Origin of the sequence: Rhodococcus sp. 105337 (assembly GCF_012844225.1) — a bacterium.
Classification (GTDB): Bacteria; Actinomycetota; Actinomycetes; order Mycobacteriales; family Mycobacteriaceae; genus Rhodococcus.
Genome location: NZ_JABAGQ010000002.1, coordinates 191,902 through 207,964 on the forward strand (window position 1 = coordinate 191,902; position 16,063 = coordinate 207,964).

Here is a 16,063-nt window from a genome sequence, read left to right on the forward strand (position 1 = left end):
GGTTCGAGGGGTGGCCGCGGGGGAGATCCCCGGTCCAAAGATCGGCGCTGCAGTTGAGGAGGCGACCTATGGCCGACGAGCGCGAGGGATTCGAGATCGTTCGGATCGGAACTGCAGTCGAGAGTGTCTGTGACGAGCCGGATAGTGGGGCACCGATCCTGAATCTCGTTTCGGGATTCGACGACCTCATGGAGGGCGACGAACAGTGGCAGGAGCGCGCACTCTGTGCGCAGACCGACCCGGAAGCATTCTTCCCCGAGAAGGGTGGTTCCACACGGGAGGCCAAGCGCATCTGCCTGGGGTGTGAAGTTCGGGGCGAATGCCTCGAGTACGCCCTCGCTCACGACGAGCGGTTCGGTATCTGGGGTGGACTGTCGGAAAGGGAACGGCGGCGCCTCAAGCGCGGCATCATCTGACGGGACGCAGGGTCCGGTACGGGGAGTTCGGGCCCGGGTCCGGTATTCCAGGGAAGCCGCGTGGCGAAGGCCGGGTTGATCGACGGGGGTCGAGCAACCCGGCTTTCGTCTGTCTGCGTCGGTCTTCCCGAGTCGCCGTCGTGTTCGTCGGCGCCGACGGGGTGGAACCGAGGTCACTCCTCCTCGTCGAATCCTCCGAGTCCGGGGTCGACGACCTCCGGTTCGATGCCGAGATAGGTGGCGACCTGGTGCACCAGCACGTCGTGGACCAGATCGGCAAGATCCTCCGGGTCTTTCGCGCGGAGTTCGAGCGGCCGGCGGAAGAGCACGATGCGAGCGCGGGTGGCGGCACCTCGGCGATCGATGCCGGCGGGCACGAGACGCGACAGCGGGACCGGTCCGTCCGCAACCACCTCGTCCGGCCAGTTGACCGTATCGGGATCGCGAGCACGGATCTTGGGCACTTCGTCGACTGCGATGTCGAGTTTGGTGAGGCGCGCGTGCCAGCGCGAGTCGATGGGGGCGAACGCCGTCAGCACCAGAAGGTCGAACTTCTCGGCTCTCGACTTCCACACGGGGAGTTCGTGCGGAAACACCGGCCCCCGAATTCCCCGGCCGCGCCGCGTCACGGATCGGGACGAGAGCGGGCGGGAACGACGTGCACGGGCCATGTAGTGGACACTACGACACGAAAAATCCGTGGGCTCGAAACGGTGTGTCCGAATAGTCCCGGGGGCTCCGGCGCGCTACGCTCCCTCCCGTGAGAACACTGCGTCGATGCTGCCGGCCTGGGTGCAAGAACCCAGCTGTTGCGACGCTGACCTACGTGTACTCGGATTCCACCGCTGTCGTCGGTCCACTGGCCACCGTTGCCGAACCTCACTCGTGGGACCTGTGCGAAACGCACGGTTCGCGAATCACCGCCCCCAAGGGGTGGGAACTGGTGCGGTACGAGGGTGCTTTCTCGTCGGGTACGCCGGACGAGGACGACCTGACAGCGCTGGCCGAGGCCGTGCGGGAAGCCGGACTCGGTGAGCGTGTCCGTGGTGAAACCGACGCTGCGCAACCGGAGAGTTCGCCGCGCGTCGCAGTCGCTCCCGCGGGGCGTACAGGACGCCGCGGTCATCTGCGGGTCCTTCCCGACCCCACGTCCTGACGGCTTCGCACTAGGCTGACCACGGGCCGTGTCACGAAGGATGGCGCGGCTCGAGTCGAGTAGCAGGAGCGGAACAAGTGGCGAGATCTGCCGAGTCGGTGTCAGCCGTGATCAAGGCGTACGACGTCCGAGGTGTCGTGGGGGAGCAGATCGACGAGGACTTCGTCCGCGAGGTCGGAGCCTCGTTCGCGCGTCTGATCCGGAGTGAAGGCGCCTCCGACCGTGTGGTCGTCGGGCACGACATGCGTGAGTCGTCGCCGAAGCTGTCGCAGGCATTCGCCGACGGGGTCACCGCGCAGGGCCTCGACGTCGTGCTGATCGGGCTGGCCTCCACCGACCAGTTGTATTTCGCATCCGGGTTGCTCGACGCGCCCGGTGCGATGTTCACCGCGAGCCACAATCCGGCGGCCTACAACGGCATCAAGCTGTGCCGCGCGGGCGCGAAGCCGGTCGGGCAGGAGACGGGACTCGCGATCATCTCCGCCGAACTCGTCGACGGCGTCCCCGAGTACGACGGAACGCCCGGTGTCGTGAGCGAGCGCGACGTGCTCGCCGACTACGCGTCGTTCCTCCGCGGGCTGGTGGATCTGTCGCAGATGCGGCCGCTCAAGGTTGCGGCCGACGCGGGCAACGGAATGGGCGGGCACACGGTGCCCGCGGTCTTCGGTCCGCTGCCCATCGATCTGGTGCCGCTGTACTTCGAACTCGACGGCACGTTCCCCAACCACGAGGCCAACCCCCTCGATCCCGCCAATCTCGTGGACCTGCAGCGGCTCGTCGTGGAGTCCGGCGCCGACGTGGGCCTTGCCTTCGACGGCGACGCGGACCGGTGCTTCGTCGTCGACGAGCGCGGCGAACCCGTCACCCCGTCGGCGGTCACCGCCCTCGTCGCAGACCGGGAACTCGCGAAGGAGCCGGGAGCGACGATCATCCACAACCTGATCACCTCCCGCGTCGTGCCCGAACTCGTCCTGGAGCAGGGCGGCGTTCCGCTACGCACCCGGGTGGGGCACTCGTTCATCAAGCAGCAGATGGCCGAGACCGGCGCCGTGTTCGGCGGCGAGCACTCCGCGCACTACTACTTCCGCGACTTCTGGGGCGCCGACTCCGGCATGCTCGCAGCGCTGCACGTCCTCGCGGCTCTGGCAGCGCACGACGGCACGCTGTCCGACCTCATGTCGTCCTACGACCGGTACGCGGCATCGGGCGAGATCAATTCCACGGTCGCCGATGCGGCCGACCGCACCGAGGCCGTCATCGCCGCGTTCTCCGACCGCGCCACGTCCGTCGACCGCCTCGACGGCGTCACCGTGGACCTTCCGGATCATGCGTGGTTCAATCTGCGCGCCTCGAACACCGAACCGCTGCTCAGGCTCAACGTGGAGGCGCGGACCCAGGACGAGGTCGATGCCCTGGTCGAGGAGATTCTTGCTGTTGTGCGCGCGTGACGTAGGTAGTCGCGCGGGGAATAATCGAGGTGCTCGGCGTCGGGGTGGGGGCCCCAGGGCGGGCGGAAGGAAGGTGACGCGGTCGTGACGGCACCCTTGCCGCTGTTCGACTTCGACGACGTGGACGGAGTGATCGCAGCAGACGTCGACGGCGTCCTGCGCAGCGCCGCTCTCGGCGGAGCGCAGATCCGTGCGGTCGCCACCGCCGTCGACGAACGGCTTCTGGACGGCCTCGCCGATGTGCGACCGCGCAGCGTGGTCTTCGTCGGCACCGACGCACGGTCGAGCCGCGCCGCCGAACTGGTCGTGTCGTTGTTCGCCGAGCACGCCGCTGCCCCGTTGGTGTACGCCCCGGAGACACCGCCGTGGGTGGGTGCGCTGGACGTCGTGGTGGTGGCCGGAAACGATCCCGGCGATCCGCAACTCGCACGATCGATCGATGCGGCCCTGAGGCGCAGCGCCGAAGTGATCGTCGACGCCCCCGACGAAGGCCCCGTGCGGGCTGTCGCAGCCGGACGGGCGGTGCTCCTGGCTCCGCGCGTGCAGGTGCCGGCTCGCTACGCGCTGGCACGGCACGTCGCCGTGTTCTACGCCGTCCTCGCGGTCATGCGCGACGTGCTGCGGGGGGACGCCCTCCGGGTGGATCTCGCCCGGCTCGCGGACGCGGTCGATCAGGAGGCGCTCCGCGATCACCCCTCGAACGAGGTGTTCCACAATCCGGCGAAATCCCTCGCGGTACGCATGCAGTCGCGGCGGGTCATCGTCGCGGGGGACCGTCCGGTGACTGTCGCGCTGGCACGACACGCGTCGGAGTCGCTGCTCCAGGGCGCGGGTGTCGTCGCGTCCGCTGCGGCGCTGCCCGATGTCCTGACCGCTCGTGAGCGACTGATCGAGGTCCTCACGGCCGCCGGCGAGCGTTACGACCCCTTGTTCCACGACGAAGAACTGGACGGTCCGGCCCCGCTCGCGCCGGCACGCGTCTTCGTGTTCAGTACGGATTCCGACCGGCTCGCGGCGCAGCGCCGCGGTGCTGCGCTCCCCGACGCCGAGCTGGTATCGGTGGTAGGGGAATTCGAATCCGACACGGTCCCTCCCGTGCTCGAGCAGATTGCGGTATTGATGGTGCGAATCGACATGGCGGCGGCCTATCTGAGACTGGCCGGGGGACGATAGTGCACTCACTCGAGGGGGCGGTGCGGTCGTACGCATGGGGCTCGCGCACCGCGATCGCGACGCTGTGCGGCCGCAAGGTGCCGTCCGACCACCCGGAAGCCGAACTGTGGCTCGGGGCGCATCCCGCGGACCCGGCGCGGGTGATTCTTCCCACCGACGAGAAGCTTTCGCTGCTCGAGGTCCTCGATGCCGACCCGCACGGGCATCTCGGTCCGCACACTGTCGAGCGGTTCGGGACGCGGCTGCCGTTCTTGCTCAAGCTTCTCGCAGCGGAGGAACCGTTGTCGTTGCAGGCGCATCCGAGTGCGCGGCAGGCGGCCGAGGGTTTTGCCCGCGAGGACGCACTGGGATTGCCGATCGATTCGCCCATCCGCAACTACAAGGACGCCAGCCACAAACCCGAACTGGTGGTCGCGTTGACGCGGTTCGAGGCGCTCGCCGGATTCCGTGATGCGCATCGCACCGTTGCGCTGCTCGAGGCCCTGCACGTGCCCGAACTCGAACCGTATCTGGGGCTGCTTGCCGGGCAACCGGATTCCGACGGCTTACGGGCGCTGTTCACCACGTGGATCACTCTGCCTCCCACTGCGCTGCTGGCCTTGCTGCCTCGTGTGCTCGACGGGTGCGTCGGCTACCTCACGGGAACGGAGAACGGGCGGGAGTTTGTCGAGGAAGTACGGACCACGCTGCAACTCGCCGAGTTCTATCCCGGCGACGCCGGGGTCCTGGCGTCGCTGTTGCTCAACCGCATCACCCTCGAGCCCGGTGAGGGGCTCTACCTGGCAGCCGGCAATCTGCACGCCTACCTGCACGGCATGGGCGTCGAGATCATGGCGAACTCGGACAACGTCCTGCGCGGCGGTCTGACGCCCAAGCACGTGGACGTGCCGGAACTGCTGCGGGTGCTCGATTTCGGTTCTGCAGCGGTGCCGATTCTCGATGCCGAGCAGATCGGACCGTTCGAGTGGCGGTACCGGACCCCGGCACCGGAGTTCGCGCTCTCTCGCGTCGAACCCGGACCGGGCGACGAAGTCGTGATCGCTCCCGGCGGCCCGCAGATCCTCCTGTGCACCCATGGTGCGGTGAGCGTCGAGTGCGCCGGAACGACCGTGGACCTGGACTCGGGTGATTCGGTGTGGCTGTCGCATTCCGACCCGGAGACGGTCGTGCGGGGCCGCGCGGACGGCGCACAGGTGTTCCGTGCGCGCCTCGGTGAACTCCCGGCACTGTCTCGCGACTGACGGTTCTTCCGGTACGACCGTCGATCCGTCACCGTGCGGTGACGGGCATTCCCTGTACGGGGCTCCTCTGCCGCCCCGCTGCGCGTGTGGCAGTTTACAAATCCTCAAGAATGTCTAGACCTCGGACGCGATCCGTCCTATAGTCCAGATCACAGTGATGTGTGTCACGACGTCGGGATGTCCGGCCGGGTGACCCACACGGGTGACGAGGAGACAGACATGAGTACGGACTCGGCGGCGAGCCCGCTGGACATGCCGGATGTGCAATGGCGTGACCGCAAGAAGAAACTGTGGCTGCTCGGCCTCGTCCCGCCCACCGCGCTCTTCCTTGCCACCGCGCTCATCTGGGCCGGAAACGCACTGGGCTGGCAGGCGGTGACCCCGGCGCTGTGGTGGATCGGGCCGCTGCTCGTCTACGTGATGGTCCCGACGCTCGACCTGTTCGTCGGGCCCGACGGTGAGAACCCGCCGGACGAACTCGTCGAAGCGCTCGAGAACGACCGCTACTACCGGTACTGCACGTACATCTACCTGCCGTTCCAGTTCGCCAGCCTCGTGTTCGCCTGCTACCTCTGGTCGGCCGACAACCTGTCGTGGCTCGGCATCGACGGCGGCCTCGGTATCGCGTCGAAGATCGGCCTGGCGCTCTCCGTCGGTGTCGTCGCCGGTATCGGTATCAACACCGCGCACGAACTGGGCCACAAGAAGGTCGAGCTGGAACGGCGACTGTCCAGGATCGCCCTCGCACAATCGTTCTACGGCCACTTCTACATCGAGCACAACAGGGGACACCACGTCCGCGTCGCGACACCGGAGGACCCGGCATCCGCTCGCTTCGGCGAGAGCTTCTGGGCGTTCCTGCCGCGCACGGTCGTCGGCAGCGTGCGCTCCGCGTGGCGGCTCGAGCGGGCCCGCCTCGAGCGGCTCGGCAAGCCCGTGTGGAGCCTGCGCAACGACGTGCTCAGCGCGTGGGCACTCTCGGCTGTGCTCTTCGGCGGCCTCATCGCAGTCTTCGGGATCGGGATCGCGCCCTATCTGGTGATCCAGGCGGTCTTCGGCTTCGCGCTGCTCGAAGCGGTCAACTACCTCGAGCACTACGGTCTGCTCCGGCAGCGCACCGCCAACGGCCGGTACGAACGGTGCAGTCCCGCCCACAGCTGGAACAGCGATCACCTCGTGACCAACATCTTCCTCTACCACCTGCAGCGGCACAGCGACCATCACGCCAACCCCACCCGCCGCTACCAGACGCTGCGGAGCATGGAGATGTCGCCGAATCTGCCCGCCGGGTACGCCACGATGATCGGGCTCGCCTACATTCCGCCGCTGTGGCGCAAGGTCATGGACCCCCGGGTGCTCGATCACTACGACGGTGACATCACGCGGGTCAACATCCAGCCGAGCAAGCGCGAAGCGATCCTCGCCCGCTACGGCGCCGCTGCACAGGAAGGGAACTGATCCTCGGATGACTGCGTACCGCTGCCCGGTGTGCGACTTCGTCTACGACGAAGCGCTCGGTGCCCCGCGCGAAGGATTTCCCGCCGGCACCGCATGGGATGCCCTTCCCGACGACTGGTGCTGCCCCGACTGCGGGGTCCGGGAGAAGATCGATTTCGAGGAGTATGCGCGATGAGCACCGAATTCCGGCTGTTCCGCTGCCTGGTCTGCGGCTTCGAGTACGACGAGAAGCTCGGCTGGCCCGACGAGGGGATCGAGCCGGGGACGCGCTGGGAGGACATCGACGACGACTGGTCGTGCCCGGACTGCGGTGCGGCCAAGGCCGACTTCGAGATGATCGAGATCGTCCGGCGGTGAACAGCCGTCGACAGGACATCTCGTTCGGCTTTGACGCGCACGCGGAGCCGTGAGAGCGTCACGGCCATGGCGAGTGCGCAACCGGGTAGCGGCGGCAGCGACGGCAGGGGTGTGTCGCCGAACGGCAACGGTGTGACCACCTCGCCGGGTGACACCGCCGGTGCGTCGTCCGCGCGGGTGCTGTTCCACGAGGCGAGCCGGGTGCTCCTGCGCTCGACGATTCTCGACGCGATGCGGGACCTGCTCCTCGAGCGCGACTGGTCGGCCGTCACCATGAGCGACGTCGCGCGCGCCGCGGGAATCAGCCGGCAGACGTTGTACAAGGAGTTCTCGTCGCGGCAGGGGCTTGCCCAGGGCTACGCGCTGCGCCTGGTCGACGAATTCGTCGACGCCGTGGCCGACTCGGTATACGCGCACGTCGGCGACGCGCGTGCGGCCCTCGTCGGAGGATTCACGTCGTTCTTCACGGCGTCGGCGGCCGATCCGCTGGTGCGGTCGCTGCTCCACGGCGAGGCCAAACCCGATCTGCTGCGCCTGATCACCACCGATGTCGCGCCGATCCTCGAGCGGGGCTCGGTCCGGCTCGCCGACACCTTCGAGCACAGCTGGGTGTCGGCGTCCGGCACCGACGCCGGCATCCTGGCCCGCGCGATCGTGCGGGTCGCGCTGAGCTTCATCTCGATGCCGCCGGTCTCGGGCAACGACGTCGCCGCCGACCTCGCCGACCTGCTCGTTCCCTTCGTGGAGAAGGCCGCGGTGCCCGGCTGACCGCGACCCGCCCGTTCGTACCGGCCGTACCGTGACGCCGCAGGTTGTATAGCCTGGTTGCAACTGCTTTGTTCGAAGAATTGTCTGCCGACAGGAAGAGGCATTTGCACGTGTCTGACACCACGCTCGTCGCCGACCGGATCAACGGTCTCGATTTCAAGGTCGCCGATCTGTCCCTCGCCGAATTCGGGCGCAAGGAGATCCGCCTGGCCGAACACGAGATGCCGGGACTGATGTCGCTGCGTCGCGAATACGCCGAGGTGCAGCCGCTGAAGGGCGCACGGATCTCGGGCTCGCTGCATATGACCGTGCAGACCGCGGTACTGATCGAGACCCTCGTGTCGCTGGGCGCACAGGTCCGATGGGCCTCGTGCAACATCTTCTCCACCCAGGACCACGCTGCGGCCGCGATCGTCGTGGGCCCGCACGGCACGCCCGAAGAACCCAAGGGTGTGCCGGTGTTCGCATGGAAGGGCGAGTCCCTCGAGGAGTACTGGTGGGCGGCCGAGCAGATGCTCACCTGGCCCGGTGAACCCGCCAACATGATTCTCGACGACGGTGGCGACGCCACGATGCTCGTGCTCAAGGGCGCGCAGTTCGAGAAGGCCGGCGTGGTCCCGCCCGTCGACGAAGAGCACGATTCCGCCGAGTACAAGGTGTTCCTGCAGTTGCTGCGCAACTCGCTCGAGGCCGACGCCGGCAAGTGGTCGGCGATCGCCGCGTCGGTGCAGGGCGTCACCGAGGAGACCACCACCGGTGTGCTGCGCCTCTACCAGCTCGCGGCCGCCGGCGAACTGACGTTCCCGGCGATCAACGTCAACGACTCGGTCACCAAGAGCAAGTTCGACAACAAGTACGGCACCCGGCACTCGCTGCTCGACGGCATCAACCGCGGCACCGACGTGCTCATCGGCGGCAAGACCGCGCTGGTGTGCGGTTACGGCGACGTGGGCAAGGGCTGCGCCGAGGCGCTGCGCGGCCAGGGCGCACGTGTGTCGATCACCGAGATCGATCCGATCAACGCGCTGCAGGCCCTCATGGACGGCTACGACGTCGTGACGGTCGAAGACTTCATCGGCCAGGCCGACATCGTCATCACCTCGACGGGCAACAAGGACATCATCACCTTCGAGCACATGAAGGCGATGAAGCACCAGGCGATCCTCGGCAACATCGGTCACTTCGACAACGAGATCGACATGGCCGGCCTCGAGCGGTCCGCCGACGTCACGCGGATCAACATCAAGCCGCAGGTCGACGAGTTCACCTTCGCCGACGGACATTCGATCATCGTGCTGTCCGAGGGACGTCTGCTCAATCTCGGCAATGCGACCGGTCACCCGTCGTTCGTGATGAGCAACTCGTTCGCGAACCAGGTCATCGCGCAGATCGAACTGTGGACGAAGCCGGACGAGTACGACAACGAGGTCTACCGCCTGCCCAAGCACCTCGACGAGAAGGTCGCCAAGATCCACGTCGAGGCGCTCGGCGGCAAGCTGACGAAGCTGACCAAGGAGCAGGCCGAGTACATCGGCGTGGACGTCGAGGGCCCGTACAAGCCCGAGCACTACCGCTACTGATTCCGAGATCGGCGGCGAGAAGCGCAGCGTTATGGGTGGTCTGATTGTCGTCGAAGGTCTCGACGGGGCCGGAAAGCGGACATTGTCCGCCGGCCTCGTCGAGGCGTGGCGCGCCGCGGGGGCGCGCGTGGCCACACTGGCGTTTCCCCGCTACGGCCGATCGATCCACGCCGATCTGGGCGCCGAGGCGCTGCGGGGACAGCACGGCGACACCGCGTCGAGTGTCGAAGCGATGGCGTTGCTGTGGGCACTCGATCGGCGCGACGCCGCCGACGAACTGCGGAAACTCCTCGCTGCCAACGACATCGTGCTTCTCGACCGCTATGTCGCGTCCAACGCGGCGTACACCGCGGCCCGGCGCCACGAGGATGCCGCAGGGCCGTCGGTCGAGTGGATCCGGAACCTCGAATACGAACGCTTCGCGCTTCCCGTGCCCGATCTGCAAGTGCTGCTGCGTGTCCCTGTCGCGCTCGCCGCAGAACGGGCCAGGAGTCGCGCGGAGTCGGACGCCGCGCGGGAACGCGACGCGTACGAACGCGACGGCGACCTCCAGTACCGGACCGGAGAGGTGTACGACGGCTTGGCGCAGCGGCACTGGATGTCACGGTGGATCGTGGCGGGCGCCGAGACCGATACGCAACAACTCGCCGTTCGCATCTCAAATCTGCTTCACGAAGGTGAAGGGGTGACACGATAGAGCTTATGAAGCCGAGGATTCTGGTAGTCGACGACGATGCAGCACTCGCCGAAATGCTCACAATCGTGCTGCGCGGCGAAGGATTCGAGCCGTTCGTGGTGGGCGACGGGACGCAGGCGCTCGGTGCCGTGCGCGAAATCCGCCCGGACCTCGTCCTGCTCGATCTCATGCTTCCGGGCATGAACGGCATCGACGTCTGCCGCGTGCTCCGCGCCGATTCCGGCGTGCCCATCGTGATGCTCACTGCCAAGTCCGACACCGTCGATGTGGTTCTCGGACTCGAGTCGGGCGCCGACGACTACATGGTCAAGCCCTTCAAGCCGAAGGAACTGGTGGCGCGCGTGCGCGCCCGGTTGCGCCGCACCGAGCAGGAACCCGCCGAAGTACTCTCCATCGGCGATATCACCATCGATGTTCCGGCACACAAGGTCACCCGCGGCGACGAACTGATCTCGCTCACCCCGCTGGAGTTCGACCTGCTGGTGGCGCTCGCGCGCAAGCCGCGTCAGGTGTTCACCCGTGAGGTGCTCCTGGAACAGGTCTGGGGTTACCGGCACGCAGCCGACACCCGTCTGGTGAACGTTCACGTCCAGCGCCTGCGGGCGAAGGTCGAGAAGGATCCCGAGAACCCGGAAGCGGTGCTCACGGTGCGGGGGGTCGGCTACAAGGCCGGACCGCCGTGATCCGTGGTCAACCTCTGCGGCGGCGGATCGCACGGAGAACGCTGCCGCTCGTAAGGTGGTCGCGGGCCATGAGCAGCAGGCTCGCGCACACCTGGCGACGATCGCTCCAGCTACGTGTGGTCGTCTCGACCCTCACGCTGTCGCTGATCGTGATGCTCGTGCTCGGCGTGGTGCTCATCAGCCAGATCACCGACCGGCTTCTGGAAGTCAAGATCGACGCCGCGACCGAGGAGATGGACCGCTCCCGCGCGCTGGTCGAAGGACAGCTCGCCGGAGCCGACGACTCCGGCTCGCTGGCGGTCCGGCTCGACGGCGCCGCCGCGACCCTGACCAGCCGCGGTAGCGACGGCGGTCAGGACACCGGCGTCGCCGGCACGTTCGACCCGGTTCTCATCGTTCCGGGCGACGGTCCGCGCGCGCCCACCGCGAGCGGGCCGGCCGAGCAGATCCCGCAGAATCTGCGCGCCTTCGTCCAGAACGGGCAGGTCGCATACCAATTCGCCACAGTCTCGAACCCCAACGGCTATACCGGCCCGGTACTGATCATCGGCAGCCCCACCGACTCGGCCATCTCGACGCTCGAGCTGTATCTGGTGTTCCCCCTCGGCGGTGAGGAACGCACCCTCGCGCTCGTTCGGGGCACGCTGGTGGTCGGCGCGGGTGTCCTGCTCGTGCTGCTCGCCGCGATCTCGATGATCGTCGCCCGCCAGGTGGTGCTGCCCATCCGCTCCGCCTCCCGCATCGCGGTGCGGTTCGCCGACGGCCGCCTCAAGGAACGCATGCCGGTGCGGGGCGAGGACGACATGGCGCGACTCGCCATGTCGTTCAACGAGATGGCCGAGAGCCTGTCGCGGCAGATCACCCAGATCGAGGAGTACGGCAACCTGCAGAAGCGGTTCACGTCCGATGTGAGCCACGAGCTTCGTACCCCGCTCACCACGGTGCGGATGGCCGCCGATCTGATCCACGACGGCAGCGACGAGCTGGATCCCTCGCTCAAACGCGCGTCCGAACTCCTCGTCGCCGAACTCGACCGGTTCGAGGGCTTGCTGGGCGACCTCCTCGAGATCAGCCGCCACGACGCGGGTGTCGCCGAGCTCGCCTCCGAACGGCTCGACGTCCGCATGTGCGCCCGGGCCGCGGTGTCCACGGTGCGCCACCTCGCCCGCGAAACGTCGACGGAGTTGATCGTCGACATGCCTTCCGAACCCGTCGAGGCCGACGTCGATCCACGTCGAGTCGAACGGATCCTGCGGAATCTTCTCGCCAACGCGATCGACCACGGTGAAGGAAAACCGATTCTGCTCCGCCTGCGGGCCGACGACAACGCGGTGGCGTTCGTCGTCCGCGACCAGGGCATCGGCCTGCGTCCGGGTGAGGAGAAGCTGGTGTTCAACCGCTTCTGGCGATCCGACCCGTCGCGGGTGCGCCGTTCCGGTGGTACCGGTCTCGGCCTCGCGATCAGCGTCGAAGACGCCAACCTGCACAACGGAAAACTCGAGGCGTGGGGCGAACCGGGCCGGGGCGCGAGCTTCCGGCTGACGTTGCCGCGCGAACGCGGCCGGAAGGTCGGACGCAGCCCCGTCCCCCTGGTGCCGGGCGCCGTCCACGCGGTGCAGGGCAAACCGCCGCAGTCTCCCGGACACGAACCGGCCGGTGGTTCCTCCGCGGAGGTCTCGGCCGACGGTGCCGGTGGGGTGGACAACTCGACGCCGTCACCCTCGGAAGGAGCGCCGACATGACCCGCGCCGCACGGATCCGTACCGCGCTCACCGTGGTGATGTGCGTGGCGGCGCTGGTCGTCTCCGGGTGCGCGACCCTGCCCGACTCGTCGTCTCCGCAGGCCATCGGCACCATCGATCCCGCACCCGCGACCACCGAGGTCAGCGCACCCGTCCCCGGCCGCGAACCGGATCTGTTGCTCCGCGATTTCCTGCAGGCCAGCACCGAACCCACGAACCGGCACGTCGCGGCCCGGCAATTCCTCACCCCGGAGATGTCCGGACGCTGGGACGACGCGGCGAGTGCGACGATCGTGGACAAGGTCGACGTTCTCGTCGAGAACCGCAACAGTGACCGGGCGACGTACGTCGTCCGCGCGAACATCGTCGGCTACCTGGAAGAAGGCGGTGTCTACCGGGCGGCCGGCGGCGAATTCGAAGCGAAGTTCACGCTCGTGCGGACCGACGGTGAGTGGCGGATCGACGCGATGCCCGACGGGGTCATCATGGATCGGCCACGCTTCCTCAACAGCTATCAGCGACGTTCGCTGTACTTCGTCGAACCGGCGGGCGAGACGGTCGTTCCCGACCCGCGGTGGATCACCGGCAGTCCGGAACAGACCGCCTCCCAGCTGATCGGCCTGCTCGTCGAGGGGCCGAAGGCATCGTTGGAACCTGCCGTGCGGAACCTGCTCGAGGACGTCACTGTGGTCGGTGCCGTCACCAAGGCCGACGGGCGCACCGGGCAGGTCGGTGTCGGGCTCGGTGGCATCCGCGTCGACTTCCAGGGCATCGGGGCGATGAGCAAGGAAGACCGGGAACTGCTCGCCGCGCAGGTGGTCTGGACGCTCGCCAACGCCGACATCTCGGGTCCGTACGTGTTGCTGGCGGATCACCAGCCACTCGACGAACGGTTCCCCAACGGGTGGACGACCGCCGATGTCGCGTCCATGAACCCCCTGGCCACCTCGAGTGCCACCATCGGTCTGCACGCGCTCCTGCGCGGTGGCCTGGTGGGGGTGGCCGAGACAGGTGTCACCCCGGTTCCCGGGTTCTTCGGCTCCGCCGCCAACCTGGAATCGATTGCGCTCTCGCGCGACGGCGAACTCGTGGCAGCGGTCGCGGAGACCGGGGGCGTCGCACCCGAGCCCGCCACGCAGCTGATCGTCGGCGCGTACGGCGACGACGTCGCCGAACCGGCGGTCGACGGTAATTCGATCACGCGCCCGACCTGGTCGCCGGACGACACCTCCGTCTGGGCGGTGGTCAACGGAATGGCGGTGGTGAGAGCCGTGCGGGAGCCGGGCACCGGCCGCGTCACCGTCGTGGGCGTCGAGGCGGGCGCCCTCCGGGCGGTAGGCGGACGGATCACCGAACTCCGGCTGTCGCGGGACGGGGTACGAGCCGCGCTCATCATCGACGGACGCGTATATGTCGCGACGGTCGTGCAGACGCCGAACGGCGAATTCTCCCTCACCAACCCCCGCGAGATCGGGTTCGGCCTCGGAGGGCCGGCGCTCTCGCTCGACTGGAGTACCCCCGATACCGTCGTGGTCTCGCGTGCGGCGTCCGACATGCCGGTCGTGCAGATCGCGGTCGACGGGTCCCGGACGGACGCGCTGCCCAGCCGGAACCTGACGCCGCCCGTCATCGCCGTCGAGGCGTCCACCACCGCCGAATTCGTCGCGGACTCGCGTGCGGTGTTCCAGCTCAACAACCGCGATCCCGCCGACGACCGCTATTGGCGCGAGGTCCCGGGGCTTGCCGGGCTGACTGCGATCCCGGTGTTGCCGGGCTGACACAGCCCCTCGAACCTGTCGGTGGTGGACGTCACACTGCCGGAATGCTGTCGTCCCTCTTCGACCTCGTGCTGCCCCTTGCGTGCGGTGGGTGCGGTGCGAGCGGGACCGCATGGTGTCGCGCGTGTGCGCGGGTGCTGAACGATCCACCGGCGCTGGTCCCGCTTCGGGGCGACCCGGGAGTACCGGTGTGGAGTCTGGGCCCGTACGCCGGCCCTCGGAGGCGCGCGGTGGTCGCCGCGAAAGAGCGCGGCCGCCGGGATCTCGCCGACCCCCTCGGACTCGCCTGGGCGGTGGCGGTGTCACGCCTGCGCCGATGGGGTGAACTGCCCCCGGGGCCGACGACCGTCGTACCGGCTCCCACTCGTGCGCGGGCCGCCCGAGCGCGCGGGGGCGACCCTGTCTCGCGCGCGGCGCAGGTTGCGGCGAGCCACGACCCGCATCTGTTCGTGCATCCGCTCCTCGTCTCGGCCCGGGGCGTACGGGACTCGGTGGGCTTGTCCGCCGCCGAGCGCCGCCGCAACCTCGCCGGCCGGATCCGGCTTCGGGAGGGAGGTGTTCCGCGGACGCGGCAGGTGCTCGTGGTGGACGACATCGTCACCACGGGAGCCACCGCTGCGGAGTCCGTGCGGGTGTTGCGCCGGGGCGGTTTCGACCCCGTCGGAATGCTCGTTACAGCACACGCATGAGGCCGCTGTGGTAACGGCGGGTGTCCAAAAAGTGAATTGGACCGCAACGATGGCATGCGTCCGGCAGACCGACTACCGTTGCCCTCAGACCCGGAAACGAACAGGTAGAAGGGTGTAACGCCCATTCTTCCGGTTCCGGGCGGGCGCTATCGCGCTCATCGAACATGCCGGTGCGCAGTTGGCACCGGCCGTACTCGGGAGGTACTTGTGACGACCCCTTCGAAGACCCAGGCTTCCGTTGCCGAGGCAGACGCCACCACGGAAGGCCCCCAGGCCGAGATCGTCGTGAAAGGCCGCAACGTAGAGGTGCCGGATCACTTCCGGATCTACGTGTCCGAGAAAATTGCTCGAATCGAACGATTCGATCCGACGATTTTCCACTTCGATGTCGAGTTGCAGCACGAGCGCAACCGCCGACAGAGGAAGAGCGCCCAGCGAGTCGAGATCACGGCGCGAGGCAAGGGACCGGTCGTTCGCGCGGAAGCTTCCGGCGACAGTTTCTACGCGGCATTCGAATCGGTGATCGCCAAGCTCGAATCCCGGCTGAGGCGGACGAAGGAACGCCGGAAGGTGTCGTACGGCGAGAAGACCCCCGTCTCCGTCGCGGAAGCCACCGCGGCGCTGGCTCAGGACGACGAACTCGCGATCTCGCCGGATCTGCCGCTCGACGGCCAGGAGCAGGAACCCGAAGGTCCCGGCAGGATCGTCCGCGTCAAGGAGCACAAGGCCGAGCCGATGACGGTCGACGACGCCCTCTACGAGATGGAACTCGTCGGTCACGACTTCTATCTGTTCCACGACAAGGAGACCGACAAGCCGTCCGTGGTGTATCGGCGCCACGCTTTCGACTACGGTCTCATCAAGCTCGTCTGAGCAG

General features: G+C 67.8%; 17 protein-coding genes. 16 read left to right on the top strand and 1 reads right to left on the bottom strand.

Annotation, left to right across the window (positions count from 1 at the left end):
- Positions 1-188 precede the first annotated feature (188 nt).
- The gene (locus HF886_RS04615; protein WP_169619998.1) at positions 189-416 is read left to right on the top strand and encodes a WhiB family transcriptional regulator; all 228 of its coding nucleotides are present in this window, start codon (positions 189-191) and stop codon (positions 414-416) included.
- Positions 417-589: 173 nt separating this feature from the next.
- Here the strand turns inward: HF886_RS04615 and HF886_RS04620 are convergent, their stop codons facing one another.
- Positions 590-1,087 carry a metallopeptidase family protein gene (locus HF886_RS04620; protein WP_169619807.1) on the bottom strand — a complete coding sequence of 166 codons (498 nt, stop codon included), beginning with the start codon at positions 1,085-1,087 and terminating at the stop codon, positions 590-592.
- Between the two features lie 89 nt (positions 1,088-1,176).
- Between HF886_RS04620 and HF886_RS04625 the strand changes: the two genes are divergently transcribed.
- The 15 genes from HF886_RS04625 (at position 1,177) to raiA (ending at position 16,059) form a co-directional block, all read left to right on the top strand.
- A complete protein-coding gene (locus HF886_RS04625) occupies positions 1,177-1,572 on the top strand; it encodes a DUF3499 domain-containing protein (RefSeq protein ID WP_169619806.1) in 396 nt (131 codons plus the stop codon).
- A 77-nt stretch (positions 1,573-1,649) separates the two neighbouring features.
- Complete coding sequence (locus tag HF886_RS04630; protein WP_169619805.1) at positions 1,650-3,020, top strand: phosphomannomutase/phosphoglucomutase; 1,371 nt, start codon at positions 1,650-1,652, stop codon at positions 3,018-3,020.
- A gap of 84 nt (positions 3,021-3,104) precedes the next feature.
- Positions 3,105-4,193, top strand: a complete 1,089-nt coding sequence (locus tag HF886_RS04635; RefSeq protein WP_169651680.1) for a tobH protein — start codon at positions 3,105-3,107, stop codon at positions 4,191-4,193.
- A complete protein-coding gene (gene manA / locus HF886_RS04640) occupies positions 4,193-5,434 on the top strand; it encodes a mannose-6-phosphate isomerase, class I (protein ID WP_169619803.1) in 1,242 nt (413 codons plus the stop codon). Before HF886_RS04635 ends, manA begins: the two co-directional genes overlap by 1 nt.
- A gap of 219 nt (positions 5,435-5,653) precedes the next feature.
- The gene (locus tag HF886_RS04645; RefSeq protein ID WP_169651681.1) at positions 5,654-6,892 is read left to right on the top strand and encodes an alkane 1-monooxygenase; all 1,239 of its coding nucleotides are present in this window, start codon (positions 5,654-5,656) and stop codon (positions 6,890-6,892) included.
- Between the two features lie 7 nt (positions 6,893-6,899).
- Positions 6,900-7,067, top strand: a complete 168-nt coding sequence (locus tag HF886_RS04650; RefSeq protein WP_169619801.1) for a rubredoxin — start codon at positions 6,900-6,902, stop codon at positions 7,065-7,067.
- Positions 7,064-7,249, top strand: a complete 186-nt coding sequence (locus tag HF886_RS04655) for a rubredoxin (RefSeq protein ID WP_169619800.1) — start codon at positions 7,064-7,066, stop codon at positions 7,247-7,249. The genes HF886_RS04650 and HF886_RS04655 overlap by 4 nt, the downstream gene beginning before the upstream one ends.
- Positions 7,250-7,315: 66 nt before the next feature.
- The gene (locus HF886_RS04660) at positions 7,316-8,017 is read left to right on the top strand and encodes a TetR family transcriptional regulator (protein WP_169619799.1); all 702 of its coding nucleotides are present in this window, start codon (positions 7,316-7,318) and stop codon (positions 8,015-8,017) included.
- Between the two features lie 110 nt (positions 8,018-8,127).
- Positions 8,128-9,597: an adenosylhomocysteinase gene (ahcY, locus tag HF886_RS04665; protein ID WP_169619798.1), complete on the top strand. Its 1,470-nt coding sequence runs from the start codon at positions 8,128-8,130 to the stop codon at positions 9,595-9,597.
- A gap of 31 nt (positions 9,598-9,628) precedes the next feature.
- Positions 9,629-10,294 (top strand): dTMP kinase, encoded by a 666-nt coding sequence (locus HF886_RS04670; protein WP_169651682.1) that lies wholly within the window; start codon positions 9,629-9,631, stop codon positions 10,292-10,294.
- Complete coding sequence (mtrA, locus tag HF886_RS04675) at positions 10,291-10,977, top strand: MtrAB system response regulator MtrA (protein ID WP_296551245.1); 687 nt, start codon at positions 10,291-10,293, stop codon at positions 10,975-10,977. Before HF886_RS04670 ends, mtrA begins: the two co-directional genes overlap by 4 nt.
- A 68-nt stretch (positions 10,978-11,045) precedes the next feature.
- On the top strand, positions 11,046-12,719 hold the full coding sequence (gene mtrB / locus HF886_RS04680) for an MtrAB system histidine kinase MtrB (RefSeq protein ID WP_240954890.1): 1,674 nt from the start codon (positions 11,046-11,048) through the stop codon (positions 12,717-12,719).
- Positions 12,716-14,497: an MtrAB system accessory lipoprotein LpqB gene (lpqB, locus tag HF886_RS04685; protein WP_169619795.1), complete on the top strand. Its 1,782-nt coding sequence runs from the start codon at positions 12,716-12,718 to the stop codon at positions 14,495-14,497. The genes mtrB and lpqB overlap by 4 nt, the downstream gene beginning before the upstream one ends.
- Before the next feature lie 44 nt (positions 14,498-14,541).
- Complete coding sequence (locus tag HF886_RS04690; RefSeq protein ID WP_169619794.1) at positions 14,542-15,186, top strand: ComF family protein; 645 nt, start codon at positions 14,542-14,544, stop codon at positions 15,184-15,186.
- A gap of 207 nt (positions 15,187-15,393) precedes the next feature.
- The gene (raiA, locus tag HF886_RS04695; RefSeq protein WP_169619793.1) at positions 15,394-16,059 is read left to right on the top strand and encodes a ribosome-associated translation inhibitor RaiA; all 666 of its coding nucleotides are present in this window, start codon (positions 15,394-15,396) and stop codon (positions 16,057-16,059) included.
- Positions 16,060-16,063: the final 4 nt, after the last annotated feature.

Bases quoted from the DNA above. Each gene is read 5' to 3' on its own strand.
- HF886_RS04615 (WP_169619998.1), top strand. From the start codon at position 189: ATGGAGGGCGACGAACAGTGGCAGGAGCGCGCACTCTGTGCGCAGACC.
- HF886_RS04660 (WP_169619799.1), top strand. From the start codon at position 7,316: ATGGCGAGTGCGCAACCGGGTAGCGGCGGCAGCGACGGCAGGGGTGTG.
- HF886_RS04690 (WP_169619794.1), top strand. From the start codon at position 14,542: ATGCTGTCGTCCCTCTTCGACCTCGTGCTGCCCCTTGCGTGCGGTGGG.
- HF886_RS04655 (WP_169619800.1), top strand. From the start codon at position 7,064: ATGAGCACCGAATTCCGGCTGTTCCGCTGCCTGGTCTGCGGCTTCGAG.
- HF886_RS04645 (WP_169651681.1), top strand. From the start codon at position 5,654: ATGAGTACGGACTCGGCGGCGAGCCCGCTGGACATGCCGGATGTGCAA.
- HF886_RS04650 (WP_169619801.1), top strand. From the start codon at position 6,900: ATGACTGCGTACCGCTGCCCGGTGTGCGACTTCGTCTACGACGAAGCG.
- mtrB (WP_240954890.1), top strand. From the start codon at position 11,046: ATGAGCAGCAGGCTCGCGCACACCTGGCGACGATCGCTCCAGCTACGT.
- HF886_RS04620 (WP_169619807.1), bottom strand. From the start codon at position 1,087: ATGGCCCGTGCACGTCGTTCCCGCCCGCTCTCGTCCCGATCCGTGACG.
- lpqB (WP_169619795.1), top strand. From the start codon at position 12,716: ATGACCCGCGCCGCACGGATCCGTACCGCGCTCACCGTGGTGATGTGC.
- HF886_RS04670 (WP_169651682.1), top strand. From the start codon at position 9,629: ATGGGTGGTCTGATTGTCGTCGAAGGTCTCGACGGGGCCGGAAAGCGG.